At 57.5% G+C, this 17,200-nt stretch carries 15 protein-coding genes; 12 read left to right on the forward strand and 3 right to left on the reverse strand.

Annotated elements, in window-relative coordinates; all coding sequences use genetic code 11:
• Positions 1-418: 418 nt before the first annotated feature.
• Together MWR57_RS04835 and MWR57_RS04840 are read right to left on the reverse strand one after the other, a co-directional pair.
• Positions 419-2,656, reverse strand: a complete 2,238-nt coding sequence (locus MWR57_RS04835) for a nitric oxide reductase activation protein NorD (RefSeq protein WP_423123665.1) — start codon at positions 2,654-2,656, stop codon at positions 419-421.
• A gap of 113 nt (positions 2,657-2,769) precedes the next feature.
• A complete protein-coding gene (locus MWR57_RS04840; protein ID WP_423123666.1) occupies positions 2,770-3,576 on the reverse strand; it encodes a CbbQ/NirQ/NorQ/GpvN family protein in 807 nt (268 codons plus the stop codon).
• Positions 3,577-3,898: 322 nt separating this feature from the next.
• Here MWR57_RS04840 and MWR57_RS04845 point away from each other — a divergent pair, with 322 nt between their 5' ends.
• Complete coding sequence (locus MWR57_RS04845; RefSeq protein WP_423123667.1) at positions 3,899-4,450, forward strand: hypothetical protein; 552 nt, start codon at positions 3,899-3,901, stop codon at positions 4,448-4,450.
• Between the two features lie 79 nt (positions 4,451-4,529).
• Here the strand turns inward: MWR57_RS04845 and MWR57_RS04850 are convergent, their stop codons facing one another.
• Entirely contained in the window at positions 4,530-4,796 is a 267-nt protein-coding gene (locus tag MWR57_RS04850; protein WP_423123668.1) for a PxxKW family cysteine-rich protein, read from the reverse strand.
• Between the two features lie 318 nt (positions 4,797-5,114).
• On the opposite strand from MWR57_RS04850, the gene MWR57_RS04855 reads away from it, so the two are divergent.
• The 11 genes from MWR57_RS04855 (at position 5,115) to MWR57_RS04905 (ending at position 17,031) form a co-directional block, all read left to right on the forward strand.
• A complete protein-coding gene (locus MWR57_RS04855) occupies positions 5,115-6,326 on the forward strand; it encodes a type II secretion system F family protein (protein ID WP_423123669.1) in 1,212 nt (403 codons plus the stop codon).
• A 50-nt stretch (positions 6,327-6,376) separates the two neighbouring features.
• Positions 6,377-7,669, forward strand: coding sequence for a phosphopyruvate hydratase (eno, locus tag MWR57_RS04860; protein WP_423123670.1), 1,293 nt, complete (start codon positions 6,377-6,379; stop codon positions 7,667-7,669).
• 50 nt (positions 7,670-7,719) lie between these two features.
• Entirely contained in the window at positions 7,720-8,004 is a 285-nt protein-coding gene (locus MWR57_RS04865; RefSeq protein ID WP_423123671.1) for an integration host factor subunit alpha, read from the forward strand.
• A 262-nt stretch (positions 8,005-8,266) separates the two neighbouring features.
• Positions 8,267-9,340, forward strand: a complete 1,074-nt coding sequence (lpxD, locus tag MWR57_RS04870; RefSeq protein ID WP_423123672.1) for a UDP-3-O-(3-hydroxymyristoyl)glucosamine N-acyltransferase — start codon at positions 8,267-8,269, stop codon at positions 9,338-9,340.
• A gap of 76 nt (positions 9,341-9,416) precedes the next feature.
• Complete coding sequence (gene fabZ, locus MWR57_RS04875; RefSeq protein ID WP_423123673.1) at positions 9,417-9,863, forward strand: 3-hydroxyacyl-ACP dehydratase FabZ; 447 nt, start codon at positions 9,417-9,419, stop codon at positions 9,861-9,863.
• Positions 9,864-9,927: 64 nt separating this feature from the next.
• Positions 9,928-10,731, forward strand: coding sequence for an acyl-ACP--UDP-N-acetylglucosamine O-acyltransferase (gene lpxA, locus MWR57_RS04880; RefSeq protein ID WP_423123674.1), 804 nt, complete (start codon positions 9,928-9,930; stop codon positions 10,729-10,731).
• Entirely contained in the window at positions 10,718-11,554 is an 837-nt protein-coding gene (locus MWR57_RS04885) for an LpxI family protein (protein WP_423123675.1), read from the forward strand. Before lpxA ends, MWR57_RS04885 begins: the two co-directional genes overlap by 14 nt.
• 48 nt (positions 11,555-11,602) lie before the next feature.
• Positions 11,603-12,502: a nucleotidyltransferase family protein gene (locus tag MWR57_RS04890; RefSeq protein WP_423123676.1), complete on the forward strand. Its 900-nt coding sequence runs from the start codon at positions 11,603-11,605 to the stop codon at positions 12,500-12,502.
• Position 12,503: 1 nt separating this feature from the next.
• Positions 12,504-13,550: an aminoglycoside phosphotransferase family protein gene (locus MWR57_RS04895; RefSeq protein WP_423123677.1), complete on the forward strand. Its 1,047-nt coding sequence runs from the start codon at positions 12,504-12,506 to the stop codon at positions 13,548-13,550.
• 90 nt (positions 13,551-13,640) lie between these two features.
• Positions 13,641-14,981, forward strand: a complete 1,341-nt coding sequence (gene der / locus MWR57_RS04900; RefSeq protein ID WP_423123678.1) for a ribosome biogenesis GTPase Der — start codon at positions 13,641-13,643, stop codon at positions 14,979-14,981.
• Positions 14,974-17,031 (forward strand): sensor histidine kinase, encoded by a 2,058-nt coding sequence (locus MWR57_RS04905; RefSeq protein ID WP_423123679.1) that lies wholly within the window; start codon positions 14,974-14,976, stop codon positions 17,029-17,031. The genes der and MWR57_RS04905 overlap by 8 nt, the downstream gene beginning before the upstream one ends.
• The last annotated feature ends 169 nt before the right edge of the window (positions 17,032-17,200 follow it).

Consider the following 17,200-nt stretch of genomic DNA (forward strand, 5'->3'; position numbering starts at 1 on the left):
AATATCTCCGGGGATCTGCGTTACCTTGTGAGGCCGTTCGCATGTGGCGGCGGCTTGCTCAAGGCAATAAAGAAGGTATTTGTGATCCGGAGGAGAAGATTCATGCGAAATGTGAAAAATCTATGGTTGCGTGGGACAAAAACCATCACCGTGTTGCTGTGTGCGGCACTGTTGGCAGGAGTTGTTGGGTGCGCGAGCCAGACAGGGGACGCCCCCAAGAAATCCGGCGGCGGCTGTGTGAGCTTTTTGCGGTTGTTTTCGTAGGCACAGTTTCCTGGAAACAGGACGATGAGAAATCCGGCCGGATAATTCCGGGCCGGATTTTTTTGTGCGGGGAGCAAAGGATAGGGGGAGGCTTGTCCATTGACAGGGGGGGGCCGGGTAATGGCGCGTGGAAGGCTCAGGCTTCTGTGCAGGGTCAGGAGGTGAGGCCCCGGTAGATTTCTGGAATCCGGTTGGGGAGTTTTCCGACCTCGTCGATGCAGATGTAATTCACCTCCCCGTACATATGGGGGAGATAGGCGTGGGCCTGTTTGTCAATGGTGATGCAGAATGGATGCACCCCCTGCGCCTTGGCCTCGATCAAGGCATGGCGGGTGTCCTCAATGGCATACTCGCCCTTGTAATCGTCATAATCCTCGGGCTTTCCGTCGGAAAGGGTGATGAGCAGTTTGATTCTCGCCTCGCTTTCGGCAAGGAGCCTGGTCAGATGCCGGATGGGCGGTCCCATTCGCGTGTATTCCTGGGGGGCGATGGCGGCAATCCTCCCCTTCACCTCATCGTTGTAGGGTTCGGCCAGATCCTTGATCCGGAACAGCTCGGAACGCGTGCGGCGCATGCCGGAAAATCCGTAGATGCCGTAGGTGTCGCCCAAAACTTCAAGGGCTTCGCACATGAGGATCAGGGCTTCCTTGAGGGCGGTGTTTACCCAGCCCTCGGTTGAGGAGGACATGTCAACGAGGAAGAGGGCGCTGATGTTGCGTTTGTCCCGGGCCAGCCGGATATAGAGTTCCTCCGAAGGAGAAAGGCCGGCTTTAATGTCGGCAAGCGTTTCGATGAGGGCGTCGAGATCGATTTCGTCCCCGTCTTTTTGCCGCCGGACAAAGCGTTCTTGGTTGCGCATCATTTCGAACTGCCGCTTGAGCCGGGTCAGATGGCCGCGGTATCTCTCCAGGGTGTTGCCGACAAAAGTGCCTGCGACCGGAATGATTTTTTTGACGGCAAGGGAGCACCAGTTTTTGCGAAAGCCCGCGCGCCGGTAATCCCACTCGTCAAAGATGAAGAGATTGGCTCCGGCAAGGGGTTCGCCCTCCTGGGGGGGAGGGGCGTTTCCCTGGGCTAGCCCCTTTCCCGCAGCCTGTTTGGCGCTTGAGATGTACTGGGAAGGGATCTGGCCGAGATCCTCGACGATCTCCCTGGCCAGTTTTTTGAGTGTGTCCGGAAGATCGATGTGGCTGTCGTCGATGGTGATGAACTCCAGGGTTTTCTCTCCTTGCGGTTTTGTGTCCGGAGTATCTTTCCCCGCCCCTTCGGGCGGGATAACCGCGGCGGTCTGGCCTTCGAGTTCAGGAACTCCCGTGCCCTGGGCTTCGCCTTTCTCTTTTTCGACTGGGGCATCCTGGGGCGTTTGCGCGTTGATGACGGCGGCGAGGGCCTCGATGAATTGTTCCTTGGCCGCCGCTCTTTTTTTACGCTGCACCGCCAGAACCTCGGCCGGGCGCAGCACGCCCTGGAAGATTATGGGGGGAGCCGGTTCCCCGGCTTGGTCGAGAAACCGGGCATACGCCTTCGTTGCAAAACAGGCGGAGTCCTGGCTGGTTGCATCCTCTCGAAATAACCCGTCAAAAAGGCTGGTTACGGGATGGGGCGCGGAAGGGGTTTCGCCGGTATCCTGCGCGGCCCGGAGGAGGATGGTTCTTTGCAGGTCTCCGGTGGAGCCCCCCGCGCTCCGGGGGATTGTCCGGGCAAGGGCTTGGAAGATGGGGCCGCTTTCCCGCATGAGGCCGGGAAGCCTTTCCCGGAGAAAGGTAGTGGCCCTGGCGGTTTCGCCAAGGTGAAAAAGGTGGGCCGCAACGGCTGGTTTTGCAAACAGGTTGAAGTAATCGTTGAGGCCGGTGCATGCAGGGGGAGGGGCGGTGCGCTGCCGTCGTGTGGCGGCGGTAATCGCCGGGGAGCCCTCTGGGAGATGGAGTGAAAAGGTGCCGATGGCGGTAAAGGCCCACTGAAAGGAGATGATGAGTTTGTAGAGCAGGAAATTGTCGGTCTGTTTTGGAAAGACGGCGATCCTGGGGGGGAGATAGACCGCCGCAGTGTCCGTGTAGACCTCCTGGCCGGGGATCAATTCCAGGGGATGTCCGGCCAGTCCGGTGGCATAGGGCTGCAGCCGGCCGGTGACCTCGGCGAGGCTGATGCCGGTTTCTCCCCGGATCGTGCAGAGAAAGGTTTCCTCCACCCGTTCGAGGAGTTGCCGGGTCTGATGCAGCCCCCCGGATTCATAGGCCGCAAGGATGGTCTTGACCCAGTCGGCAAGCTGGGAGTGGTGCAGGCAGGTAAGTCCCTTTTTCACCGCCTTGAGAAAGCTGTTGCAGAGGGCATGACTCACCGGCCAGATTGCGGCAATCTGACGAAAGATTTCGTTCAGCGCCGCATCGGGCAACCCCTGCAGCGGCTCGGTTATCTCTTCGATCTCCCAGTCGTTGAGGATGTCCGGCAGGACTGCCTGGGCAAATCTGGTTTTGAGTTCGCGTGGGTCCAGGGGGGTGCCTCCGCTTAAAAGAGGGAGCTGGTTATCTCCTCAAGGGCTGCCAGCATTTCATGGTCATCGGTCAGGGTTTCGGTGATCGTGGCCTTGCAGGCAGTGCGCGGCTGGATGCCGCTTCTGATGAGTTTGCCGGCATGGATCAGGAGCCGGGTGCTTGCCCCCTCCTGCAGGCCGGAGTCTTTCAGGCTCCGGGTCATGGTTGCCATCTGGACAAGTTTTTCCGCCAGCGGTTGCTCGATGCCGGATTCTTCCCGGACAATGCGGGCCTCCAGTTCGGGAGGGGGATAGTTGAATTCAAAGGAAACGAAACGCTGGCGGGTCGACTGCTTGAGATCCTTGAGCACGCTCTGGTAGCCGGGATTGTAGGAGATGGCCAGCATGAATTCGGGCGGGGCGGTCAGGGTTTCTCCCAGTTTTTCAATGGGCAGCTCCCGCCGGTCGTCGGCAAGGGGGTGGATGACCACGGTGGTGTCCTTTCTGGCTTCGACGATTTCGTCGAGATAGCAAATGGCTCCGGTCCGGACCGCCTTGGTGAGGGGGCCGTCCATCCAAACCGCTTCTCCGCCCTTGATGAGAAATCGGCCGATGAGGTCGCTGGTGGAAAGATCGTCATGGCACGAGACGGTGATGAGCGGGCGGGTGAGTTCCCAGGCCAGCCGTTGCATGAACCGGGTTTTGCCGCAACCGGTCGGGCCTTTTAACAGGATTGGCAGACCGTTGTGGTATGCTGTCTTGGCGATGTGCAGTTCTTCCGCCTGTTCCAGATAGAATGGCTTTTCGGCAATGATCTGCGCTGCGGTGGCGATTTTTTTCATCTGTTTCCGCCCTCCTTGAGGGAAGAAAATAAGGACGGTTGGCGCTGGGGGCAAATGAAAATATGGAGGATTCGTGAAAAAAATGGGGAATGGCGCAGTTTTACAGCATAAAATCAAAAAGATACGCTGCAATACCCGCGGCCGGCCGCTTTCGGTCCCTGCTGGAATCGTGAATTGTTGCGATTTTAAAAAATGTGGGGCTGGGACGAAAAAACTTGCCGGCGGCGGCTGGCGGGGGTAAGGGGTGTGAAATACCCTGCGAGTTTTCTGAAGAAAAGGAATGAGAACCAGGGGTTCCCTTCGGGAGGGAGGACGGAGAGGCATGAACACAGAAGCAGGGAGAGCGGCGGCGAAAAAGCGGAAATGGTATGAGAAATACCTGCCGTTTGTGGCCAGAAGTCCGGAAATGCAACTGCGCTGGCTTGAGTCGGCTTTTAAAAAAGGTGTTCTGAGCCCGAATGAAGTAACCCCATATCTCAAGCTGTTCATGGCTCCGGATGGGGAAGGAAATCTGGCCCGGGTTCGTGGGTTGCTCTATTCATTGAACGGCAGCCTCATCGAAAAAATGCTGGGAGCTGCCGATATCTATGATGTGCCGGATCTTTTTCGGTGCATCGCCGAGCCTACGGTGGCGCAGGCGGTCATTGCCATCACCAAATCGCCCCCTCCTTACGAGAAAAGTCCGGAATTGGTCGTTGATAAGGTTTTTCAGGCGGTGTATGACTGCTCGGAAGAGCTTTTGGCCCGGGCGGCGGCGAAGGTGGCTGGGAATGCGGACAAACCTGCCCATTTTCAGGAGGCCTATGAGAGGTTCAAGGAAATCAAGGAGGACGAGAAATTGCTGAGTGCTCTGTATCCCAAGGCCATCCTGTAAATCTCGCATGGGTAATCTAAAAAAAAGCCCTTCCGAATCCGGAAGGGCTTTTTTTTAGATTCTGCAAAGAGCAGGAAGGTTATTTCTTCTTGCCCTTCGTTGCGGCGCGTTTTGAAGCCTTCAAGGGATTGATCTTGAGTGTGGATACGCTGATCTCTGGTTTCACATGGGTTGCAAAATTACAGAGACCCAAGCGCCATTTGGCTTCCGGCATGGCGTAGGTGGAGCAATACTTTGCTGCCTCGACCTCAACCAAACGTTCGCAACCTTCACATTTGTCAATGATCTGTTGAAACTGGCCGGTGGTATATTTGCTGGTCATGTCCTTGGGAGCCGCTTTTGCCATTGTCATCCTCCGTATGAAACCCAGATCGGGATTCACGTTCATCCCTTGGTCGGGTACTGGTTGTTGGGGTATTCAGAGAGCCGCCGCAAACCGGCGCAACATCACGTTAATGAATCAGCTTATTTAAATTATCCAGCGTGGAGTGTCAATAAAAAAAGAGGACGGCGATGCGGCAGAAAGAGACCCCCTACCGATAAAAATGACGGGACGCAAGAATTTTGCCGACATAAATAACGCTATCTATCTATTGTTTTTGAGAAAATCTTAAGATATAAGATATAAATGCCGGTTTAATTTCAGCAACAGAGGGGATGGGATATGCCGTTTTATATCTGGAAGGGTGTCAACTCCTATGGGGAAAAACGCAAGGGCAAGCTTGAAATGCCCAGCGAGGCCATGGCGCAAGCGCATCTGAAAAAGATGCGAATAACGGTGTCCATGCTGAAAGAAGCCCCCAAGGACATGTTTGAAAATATTGAGTTTTTAAAGCCGAAAATAACCGGCAAGGATGTCGTCATCTTCACCCGTCAGTTGTCCACCATGATCGACGCAGGGTTGCCTCTGGTGCAAAGCCTGGAGATTTTGGGGGAGCAGATGGAAAATCCCAGCTTCAAGAAAGTGTTGCGGGCAATCAGGGCGGATGTCGAGACCGGCACCACCTTTGCCGATGCCATGAAGAAGCACCCCACCTGTTTTGATACGCTGTATTGCAACATGGTTGAGGCCGGCGAGGTCGGCGGTATTCTGGATACCATCTTGAACCGGCTCGCCTCCTTCATGGAAAAAAACATGGCGCTCAAGAAAAAAGTCAAGGGCGCGATGACCTACCCCATTATCTGCATCTGTATCTCCTTTGTGGTCATGGCGGTGATGCTGGTTTTCGTGGTGCCGGTTTTTCAAAAGATGTTCGCGGATTTTGGCGGCGCCCTGCCTGGTCCGACGCAGTTTGTTGTCGATATGAGTGAATTCGCCAAAGGGAATTTTCATTTCATCATCGGCGCCATCTTTGCCGCGGTTTTTCTGGTGAAAAAGATATACAAGACGGAGAAGGGGCGCATTGAGATGGACCGGATGCTGCTGAACATGCCCATTGTAGGCACTCTTCTGCGCAGGGTGGCGGTGGCCAAGTTCACCCGGACCCTCGGCACCATGCTGCAAAGCGGGGTGCCGATCCTGGAATCCCTCAATGTCGTGGCCAGAACCGCGGGGAACAAGATTATTGAGATGGCGGTATTCCGGGTGACGGACAGCATCAGCGAAGGACGGGCCATTGCCGAGCCCCTGGAGGAGACAGGGGTGTTTCCGGGCATGGTGGTGCAGATGATCAATGTCGGTGAAGCCACCGGCGCCCTTGATGTCATGCTGACCAAGATTGCGGATTTTTATGACGAAGAGGTTGATCAGGCCGTGGAAAACCTGACTGCGGCGATCGAGCCGTTGATGATGTGTTTTCTGGGCGGCATGATCGGCGGATTGGTTGTTGCCATGTATCTGCCCATCTTCAGCATGGCTGGAGCTGTGGGCGGTTGATTTTCAGGGAGTATCCTGTATTGGTTTTTTAATACGATTTGGAGGAAGAGATGGGAGAGATTATCGGTGTGTTGGGCAGAGAGGTTCTGGATTCACGGGGCAATCCCACCGTTGAGGTTGAGGTATTTCTCGATTCGGGGGTGGTCGGTCGGGCCCTGGTGCCATCCGGCGCCTCCACCGGCACCCGCGAGGCGTTGGAGCTTCGCGACACCAAAAAGAAGCGGTATCTCGGCAAAGGGGTACTCACGGCAGTGGCCAATGTGAACGAAAAAATCGGCCCGGGCATCATCGGCCTTGATTCCACCCAGCAGGTGATCGTCGATCAGGCCATGCTGCTGTTGGACGGCACCGAGTACAAGAAAAATCTCGGCGCCAACGCCATCCTCGGAGTTTCCATGGCGGTGGCCAAGGCGTCCGCCGAGGAGGTCGGGCTGCCGCTCTATACCTATTTGGGCGGGGTGAACGGCAAGGTGCTGCCTGTGCCGATGATGAATGTTTTAAACGGCGGGGCGCATGCCGACAACAACGTGGATATTCAGGAATTCATGGTCATGCCCGCCGGGGCTTCCTGCTTTGCCGAGGCTCTGCGCATGGGGGTGGAAACCTTCCACAGTCTGAAAGCAGTGTTGAAAAAGGCCGGGCTTCAAACCGCGGTTGGCGACGAGGGCGGTTTTGCCCCTAATCTGCGCTCCAACGAGGAGGCCATGGAATTTTTGCTGGAGGCCATTGTCAAGGCCGGTTACAAGCCGGGCAAGGATATTTTCATCGCCCTGGATGTGGCTGCCAGCGAATTGTATGACCCCAAGAAAAAATGCTATGTGCTTGCCGCGGAGAAGAAGGCCAATAAGTCGGCGGATGAATTGATCGCCTTTTATGAGGCTTGGGTGAAAAAATATCCGCTGGTCTCCATTGAAGACGGATTGGCCGAGGCCGACTGGGCTGGCTGGGGCAAGCTGACCAAGAAACTGGGGGGCAAGGTGCAGCTTGTCGGGGACGATATCTTTGTCACCAACACCAAGATTCTGGCCAAGGGCATTAAAGAGGATGTGGCCAATTCCATCCTGATCAAACTCAACCAGATCGGCACGGTGACGGAAACCATCGATGCCGTGGAAATGGCCCATCGCGCTGGGTATACCTCGGTCATTTCCCACCGTTCCGGTGAGACCGAAGACACCACCATTGCCGATCTCAGTGTGGCCCTGAACACCGGCCAGATCAAGACCGGCGCTCCTTCCCGTACCGATCGGGTCGCCAAATACAACCAGTTGCTGCGGATCGAGGAGGAGCTTGGCGCTGCGGGCAGGTATGCCGGCAAGACCGCCTTGAAATATATTTCTTGACAATTATCAGTTAGTTGAACATGTTATGAGCCAATAAAGGAGGGTGCCCCATGACCCTGACAAAAGCGGATCTTGTCCAAAAGGTCTATCAAAATCACAATTTCACCAAGGCCCAGGCTGCCGAGGCCGTTGAGGCTTTTCTGCGCATTGCTAAAAAATGCCTGAATACCGGTGAGGATCTGTTGATCAGTGGTTTTGGCAAGTTCAACGTGAAAAAGAAAAATGCCCGGCGCGGGAGAAATCCCCAGACCGGAGATGAACTGATTCTGGAAGCCCGTAAGGTTGTGACCTTCAAGCCCTCCGGACTTCTGCGTTCCAGGATCAACGGAGACTAGCCCCCCTTCTCCCGGGGCGCGGATTTTCGGCGCTGACACGTTTCGCAAGACGGGTTGTGTTTCCCTTGGCAGCAAGGAGGCAGCCCGTCTTTTTTTTTAGGGGCCGTGGCGAGGCAAGCATGGTCGTGCGACCATTTCCGTGCGGTTCCTTATCCGGATCATGGCGTTTTTAATGTTGCGGTTGTTGTGAGCAACGGTGAACTTTTTTTCTTATGCCTCGGAATGCTGTTGTGCGTCCGGTGCGCAGAGAGAGGGAGCGAATATGGCCTACGAACAGAAACGTCTTGCGGAACTGGCTGCTCTGGTTCAAGGAGAGCTGGTTGGCGACCCCGAGGTGCTCATCGGCGGGGTTGCCGATTTTGACAGTGCCGGCAAGGGCGAGATAACCTTTGTCGCCGATCTCAAACGCGGGGCCCGGCTCGACGAATGCAAGGCCTCGGCGATCATTGTGCCGAATTCGGTTACCGAAATCAGCGTGCCTGCGATTCGAGTCAGGAATCCCTACCTTGCCGTGGCCCGCATCCATGCCCTGTTTGTCGCGGAACCGTTTGTCGCCACGGGCATCGATGCGCGGGCGGTTGTCGGCCAGGATTGTCATATCCCCGCCGAGGTTGCCATCAGCCCCCTGGTCTATCTTGGCAACCGGGTTCGGCTTGGGCAGCGGGTAGCGCTTCATCCGGGGGTGGTCGTGTATGACGACGCCGTTATCGGCGACGATGTGGTGCTGTATGCCAATGTAACGATCGGCCGCTGCTGCCGGATCGGGAACCGGGTTATCATCCACAGCGGAACCGTGATCGGCAGTGATGGTTTCGGCTATGCCACCGACGGCAGCGGCCGCCATGTCAAGCGGCCCCAGGTCGGCGTGGTCCAGATCGATGACGATGTGGAGATCGGGGCCAATACCTGTATTGACCGGGCCACCTTCGGCAAGACCTGGATCAAGCGGGGGACGAAGATCGATAATCTCGTGCAGCTTGGTCATAATGTGATGATCGGAGAGGACGCAATGGTTGTCGCCCAGGTGGGCATGGCCGGCAGTACTACCACCGGCAACAATGTGGTTTTGGGAGGGCAGGTCGGTCTTGCCGGGCACATCCACCTCGGGGACCGGGTAATGGTTGCGGCCAAATCAGGGGTGCATAACAGCCTGGAACCTGGCGCCATCGTGGCCGGCATTCCGGCCATCCCCCACAAAACCTGGCTACGCGCCAGCGCGGCCTATGCGAAACTTCCGGAAATGGTACGGGAGATGCGGGAATTGAGACGGCAGATTGCCGAGCTGTCCCGGGCAATAACGCCGGGCGAAGAGGATAGTCCTGAAAGCAACGGGTAGCGTGCGGACTGGTCGCCGCGGACAGCAACGATGACCCGGCGTCGGTTCGGCCCAGTAACTAGAGAGGAGAGGTGGCATGGATTCTGATTTGCAGCAGCTTGATATCCTGGAAATCCTGAAGATTTTACCGCACAGGTATCCCTTTCTCATGGTGGACCGCATTGTCGAGATGCACCTCGGCGAATCCATCCGGGGGTACAAGAACGTGACCATGAACGAGAATTTTTTCCAGGGGCATTTTCCCTCGCAACCCGTTATGCCAGGGGTCTTGATCCTCGAAGGCATGGCCCAGGTCGGGGCGATCCTTGCCTATGTCACCGATCCCGAGGCGGTTGCCAGCAAGCTCGTTTATTTTGCAGGTCTTGACGGCGTGAAATTCCGGCAAAAGGTCGTGCCTGGAGACCAGTTGTATTACGAGCTTTCGGTGAGCAAGCGCAAGGCCAGGTTTTGGAAAATGGACGGCAAGGCCTATGTCGACGGCAAGCTCGTGGCCGAAGCGGAGCTCATGGCAACTTTTGCCTGAGCGTCCCCGGAAGTCTTTCATCCGTTTTTGATGTTTCAACCAACCAAACCCAAGCGAAGGCGCAATGAACATACATCCTACCGCAGTTATTGATCCCGAGGCGAAGGTCCATGCCTCCACCACCGTGGGCCCCTATGCCGTTATCGAGAAAGGGGTGGAGATCGGCCCTGATTGCGTGGTCTGCCCCCATGCCGTTATCACGGGGCTTACCACCATCGGCGCCCGCAATACCATCGGCTCCTTCACCAATATCGGCGGGCCGCCCCAGGATTTGAAATACAACAACGAGCCCACTCGGCTGGTCATCGGCGACGATAATCAGATCCGGGAGTATGTTTCCATCCACCGCGGCACCCCGGGCGGCCATGGGGTAACCACGGTGGGCAGCGGCAATCTGCTGATGGCATACACCCACATCGCCCATGACTGCGTGGTCGGGGATCATGTGATCATGGCCAATGCCGCCACCCTGGGCGGGCATGTCGAGGTCGCCGACCGGGTGATCATCGGGGGGCTCACCGCCGTGCACCAGTTTGTCCGCATCGGCGAGTATGCCTACATCGGCGGCATGTCCGGGCTCAGCAAGGATGTGCCCCCCTATGTGATCATGGCCGGCATCCGCAACCAGATGCGGGTGACCGGGATCAACCGCATCGGCTTGCGAAGGTCTGGTTTTTCCGCCGATGAGATCAAAAAACTGGGGCAGGCGTACAAGATTATCTTCCGCAGCCCGGAATTGCTGCTCCAGGATGCGCTTGCCAAGACTCTGGAGGAGATTCCCGATTGCGCGCCGGTTGCCAAGCTGGTGAATTTCTTTGCCACCTCGAAACGCGGGGCCGTGCGTATGGCCGGTGATGACGAAGAATAGCATCGGCATCATCGCCGGCGGCGGTCAATTTCCGAAGCTTTTTGCCGAGGCCGCCAAAAAGGCGGGGCGCGAGGTGGTGATCGTGGCGCACCAGGGAGAGTCCTGGCCAGAGCTCGAAACCGTGGCCGACCGGTTCTGCTGGGTAAAACTCGGCCAGTTGGGGCGGATCATAAGTTTTTTCCGGGAACATGGCGTTACGGAAACCGTCTTTTTGGGCGCCATCACCAAAACCAAGATTTTCAAGGATGTCTGGCCGGACCTCAAGGGGCTGACCCTGTGGAACAAGATAGACATCCGCCAGGACGACGCGATCCTGCGGGCAGTGGCCGGGGTTCTGGAGCAGGAAGGTATTCACGTCCTGGAGTCCACCCTCTATCTCAAGGATCTGCTCTTCCCCAAGGGGGTGCTTACCAAGAAAAAACCCACTGCCGAGCAGATGGAGGATATCCGTTTCGGCTGGCAAACCGCCCGGGCCATCGGCGCTTTGGATATCGGGCAGTGCGTGGTGGTCCGGGACCGCACCGTGCTGGCGGTGGAGGCCATTGAGGGCACGGATGCCGCCATCACCCGGGGCGGCACGCTGGGAAAAGAAAAGGTCGTGGTCGTCAAGGTGAAAAAGCCTAAGCAGGATTTCCGTTTCGATCTTCCTGCCATCGGCGTAAAAACCATCGAGACCATGGCCTCGGTCAAGGCTGCGGTTCTGGCGGTGGAAACAGGCCAATCCCTGCTCTTTGACCGGGAGGCTGTGATCGAGGCGGCGAATCGGGCTGGAATCGTCGTGGTCGGGGTCGAGGAGTTGCCGGATGGACTCCTGTCTGTGTAATTTCGCTGTTTCTCGTTGTCGATCATCACTCATCAGGATGAACATCTCATGAAAGCCATGGTTCTGGCTGCAGGATTTGGGACACGTCTGCGGCCCTATACCCTGAAACGTCCCAAACCGCTCTTTCCGGTGCTCGATTCCCCCCTTCTGACCCATACCCTGACGCAGCTCCGCCGGAGCGGGGCAGAGGGCATCGTGGTCAATGCCCATCACCTCCGGGAGCAGATCAGGTCCATGCTCCAGGGGCAGAGGGATGTTCATGTCCAGTTGGAAGAGCTGGAGCTGGGAACCGGGGGCGGCCTGCGCCTGGCGCAAAGCCATTTTGGCGCGGATCCCTTTCTGGCGGTCAATGGCGATATTGTCCATGATCTTGACCTGGCTGCGGTCCATGCGAGCCATTGCGCCTCCGGCGCGGACGTGACCATGGTGCTGCACGATTGCCCGCGTTTCAATAATGTCCGGGTGAATGACGCGGGCAGGGTCGTGGGCTTTTCCGGTCCGGCCGGTGAGGGCGAACGCCTGTTGGCCTTCACCGGGGTGCAGGTCATCAACCCGGCGGTTCTCTCCCTGATCCCCGAGGGCGTTTTCTACAACATCATCGACTGCTATGCCGACTTGCTGAAACGCGGCGGCACAATCCAGTCCCTGGTCGTTTCCGGCCATTTCTGGACCGATATGGGCACCCCGGCGGATTATCTGCAGCTCCATGAGGATATTGTGCTGAAGGGGAGGATGCCCGGATTTTTCCCGGAGCGCGGTGCCTCTCCTTTCTATCTCGCAAAAGACGTGGTGCTCGGCTCCGGGGTCTCGTTTCACGACTGGGTCGCCGTCGGGCACGGGGCCACCATCGGGGAGGGGGCCAGCCTTACCCGGGCCGTGGTCTGGGATGGGGCCAGGGTTGCCCCCGGCGCCATCGTGACCGACAGTATCATTACTGGGGGGAATTAAGGTGTTAACGGATCAGCACAGATTGGCCCTGGGCAGGTTGTTGGCCGCACAGGGTTTTCCCCAGGAGATGCAGGCGGCGGACAGGATGGCCGGGGACGGCTCCGACCGGCAATTCTACCGGTTTGCCGTGGGCGATTTTTCCCTGCTGGCGGTGTTGCCCAGCACCGGCCAACCCCAAGGCATGGCCGAGGCGCGGGCCGCCCATGCAATAGGCTGCCATTTTTTCACCCATGGGGTGCCGGTTCCTCGGATCTACGGCTTTGCCGAGGAGTGCGGTCTTATCCTCTGCGAGGATCTCGGCGACACCAAGCTTCATGATCTGCTCCTCCTGCATGGTGCGGAGGGGGAGGAGGCGGAGGAGGCGGAGGCCTATTACCATCAGGCCCTTGCCGCCCTGGCTCATTTGCAGACCGAGACGCGCCGAGGGTTTCAGCCGGAGTGGTGCTGGGATACCCCCCGTTATGACCGCGCCCTCATGCTGACCAGGGAATCCGGCTATTTCCGGAAGGCCCTGTGCGAGGATTTTTTGGGGATGAGCGACTTGCCCCAAGGGCTTGACCAGGAGTTTGCCTTTCTGGCGGAGCGGGCCATGCAGGAACCCGCCGATTTTATCCTGCACCGCGATTTTCAATCGCGCAACCTCATGATCTGCGAGGGAAAAGTCAGAATTATTGATTTTCAGGGTGCCAGACTGGGGCCGTTGGGGTATGATCTCGCCTCCCTGCTCATCGATCCCTATGCCGGTTTGTCCCCGCCCCGGCAACAGGCCCTTCTCTGCTTCTACCTGGATGCGCTTGCCACTCATATTCCCCTTGACCGGGGACGATTCATTGAGGGATATTACTACATGACCCTGCAGCGCAACCTGCAGATTCTGGGAGCTTTTGCCTTTCTTTCCAAGAATCGGGGGAAAGATTTTTTTCGACAGTTCATCAACCCCGCCGCCGCCACCCTTTACGAGCACCTGGATGCGCCGCAGGGGCGGGATTTCCCCTCGCTGCGCGCTGTGGTGGAACAGGCGCGAACTCTTCTGGAAGCCGTCGTTTGAAAATAACGCCGCATGCGGCAGCACAGCATGGCATGCGGCGCGGGTATTTTCTCGCGGCTTCTTAAAACAACACGGAACCCCATAACTCCCATGCAAACCCGATATCCCATCGTTGCCCTGGTCGGCCGGCCCAATGTCGGCAAATCAAGCCTTTTCAACCGGTTCGCCAAGAGCCGCAAAGCCATTGTCGACCCCACCCCCGGCGTGACCCGTGACCGCCATTATGAGCAGGTGACCATGGAGGAGCGGACTTTTATCCTGGTCGACACCGGCGGCATTGAGGGCGACGGCCGGGAGATGATGGCCGGTTTGATCCGCGAACAGACCATGCAGGCCATGCGGGAGGCGGATGTGATCCTCTTCCTGCTGGACGGCAAGGAGGGGGTGCTGCCGGAAGACTACGAGGTGGCGGATTATCTCCGGCGAACGGAAAAACCGGTGCATTTTTTGGTCAACAAGGTGGACAGCCCGGAGCTTGAACAGAAGCTCATTCCCCAATTTTATGAGCTGGGGGTGGACAGGCTCTGGCCTGTTTCCGCGGCGCACGGTTATGGGGTCAAGCCGTTTTTTGAGGCCCTGCTCGAAACCCTGCCGGTTTTTCCCGAATCCGAAGACATCCCGCCGGAAACCATCAGTCTGGCCTGCCTGGGGCGGCCCAATGTGGGCAAGTCTTCCCTGATCAACCGGCTGCTGGGCGAAGAGCGCATGGTGGTCTCGGATATTCCCGGCACCACCAGGGATTCGGTGGACACCCTGCTTACCGTTGGCAAGCAGCCGTACCTGCTCATCGACACGGCGGGGATCCGGCGCAAAGGCAAGGTGCAGGAGAAGCTCGAGAAATTCAGCGTGCTCCAGGCCCTGGGCGCCCTGGAACGCTGCGATATAGTGCTGATCCTCATAGATGCGGGGGAGGGGATCACCGAGCAGGACACCAAGGTGCTGGGCTATGCCTTTGAACGGGGCAGGGCCTGTATGATCGTGGTGAACAAATGGGATCTGCTCCACGGCGATGCGAAGCGGCAGAAACAGTTGATGGAGGAGATTGCCCGGGCCACGAGCTTTGTCGAATATGCCCCGGTGCTCAAGATCTCCGCCCTTACCGGCGCAGGGGTGAAGCAGTTGCTGCCCACGGTGGCGAAGATCTACAAACAGTATTGCGGCTCCTTTTCAACCGGCAAGATCAACCGGATTCTGCAGGATGCGCTGGAGGGGCATAATCCGCCCATGCACAAGGGGAGGCGCCTCAAGCTCTACTACACGACCCAGATTTCCACCAAGCCCCCCACCTTTATCGTTTTTGCCAACTATCCCAAGGGGGTGCATTTCTCCTACCTCCGCTATCTGCTCAACCAGTTCAGGGCCGGGCTCAAGCTGGACGCCATCCCCATCAAGATTATCCTGAAGGAACGGCAACGCAAAGAATATGGCTAATGACCCTAAAGAGGAGAGGCTTTTTCCTTTACGCTCTGATGGGCCGGGCGTGTATGCGGCTTTTGCCGCCTTGGCCGAGGAATCCGGTTATGCCCGGCATCTTGCGCAACAGGAAAAGTCTTGGGAACTGTATCTCGTCTGCCTTGCCGAAGATCTCGCCTCTTTTCTTGCCGCATATCCCGCGGCAGACACACTCATTCCGCCCCAACCAGCCGGTCGCGCCCGCGACCTCCCCGCCGCAGCCGGTCTTGAGGCCGTGCGCACCTTCAGGCCGCTTGGTCTGTCGTTCACCATTTTTTTCTCTCTGCTAAAATGCGCCCGTCAGGTTTTTTTCCTCTGTTTGTCAGAGGGGAACCGCGAGCAGGTTCGGGCCGGATGCGCACTTTTTTTCGACCGGATGGAAGCCGCTGCCGTCAGTCAGTGGGTCAAGGAGGAAAGTGGTTCTGTCCTGCACAGGCTTCGCAAGGCGCGGCAGTATATTCTCAACGAAAAAAGGCGCTATGCCGCGGTGTTTTCGCGGATGGCCGAGCCGGCTTTTATCGTGGATCGGGAGCGTTGCCTGGTGGATGTCAATGACGCCTTTGAGGATTTTTTCAAGGTGCGCGGGGAGACGCTGATCGGCAAATCCTGCGATGTGGTCTTGGGGCATGCGGTCTGCGAAGCCTGTCTGCTGGAAAAAGTGCTGTCCGAACAGGGTTCCTTTTCCAGTATCGAGATTGCTATTCCGGTTGCCGGGGAAACCCGGACGGTGCTGATGAGCGGCACCTCCCTGGGGTTTGTGAACGGGGAAGATTCCGGCGGTATTGTGGTGCTGCAGGATATCACCGAGCAGCGGCGCATTGAGCTGGCCCTTCAGGCAAGCGAGGAACAGTTCCGGACCCTGGTTGAGAATATTCCCGATGTTGCCTGGCGAGCGGATGCAGAGGGGGGGCTGGTCTATGTCAGCCCCAAGGTGAAACGGATCTGCGGGTACGAGCCGGAGGATCTGCTCGGGCAGAGCAGATTCAGCCACGTTCATCCCGAGGATGTTGACGAGGTCCGCAAGCGGTATGGCCTGCTCTTTAGCAAGGAGCGGGATTTTAATCTCCATTACCGGTTGCGTCATAAAAAAGGGAAATGGCTCTGGGTGCATGACCGGGCCCAGGCTGTTGGCGGCTATGCCACCGGGGTTTTCTCCGATGTCACCAAGCTGCGCAAGATGGAGGATGAGCTCAAGGAGTACCGGGTCTGGCTGGAGGAGATGGTGGACGAGAGAACCCAGGAGGCCGAGGCGGTGAACCGGCAACTGCTGCTGGAGGTGGCCGAGCGCCAGCAGGCGCAGCAGGAACTGGAACGGGTGGCGGCGCGCCTCCGGCACTCCAACGCCGAACTGGAGCAGTTCGCCCATGTGGCTTCCCACGATATGAAAGAGCCGCTCCTACTGATCGTCTCCTTTGCCGAGCGGCTGCTGGCCAAATGGCCCGAGAAATTCGACGGCAAGGCAGGTGAATTTCTCGGGCGCATTCTCAAGGCCGGACACCAGTTGCAGGAGCTGATGGACAATATCCTGCAACTTTCCAAGGTGCGCAACTGCCATCACCCTTTCGGATCGGTTGACCTGGATGATCTCCTGCGTGAGGTGATGGATGATTTTGAGGAGAAAACCCGGCAGATGGGGGGAACCATCGGCCTGGGAACTTTTGCGGCCATTGAGGGAGACAGAACCCAACTCCGGCAGCTTTTCCAGAATCTCATTGCCAACGCCTTGAAATACCGGCAGAAAAGCATTCCTCCCCTGGTCGAGGTAAAAGGCAGAATGCTGCCGGGCAAAATCTATGAAATAACGGTGCAGGATAACGGCATCGGCTTTGAGGAAAAGCATGCGGAGCGGATTTTTCAGCCCTTTGTCCGGCTGCACGGTCGGCATGAGTACGACGGAACCGGGATCGGCTTGGCAACCTGCGAAAAAATCGTCGCCCGGCACGGCGGAAGGATTATCGCCAAAAGCAGACCCGGTGAGGGCTCGATTTTTATTGTTCAACTGCCCCTTTTTCAGTCTAAGCGCCTGTAGCGATCCGCAGTTTCCTTCTGCCGTCGGCCTTTTCCCAGGGATGGGTGGCAATGCCGGGATATCCTTCCCTTTTTTTCTCGTAAAAAGTACTTCCTCCCACGCCCCTCTTTGGGTATGATGTACCATATATTGTGGTGGCGTATGCGAGCGATGCGCCATATCGTGTTTT

Origin of the sequence: Hydrosulfovibrio ferrireducens (assembly GCF_046883345.1) — a bacterium.
GTDB lineage: Bacteria > Desulfobacterota > Desulfobulbia > Desulfobulbales > Desulfurivibrionaceae > Thiovibrio > Thiovibrio ferrireducens.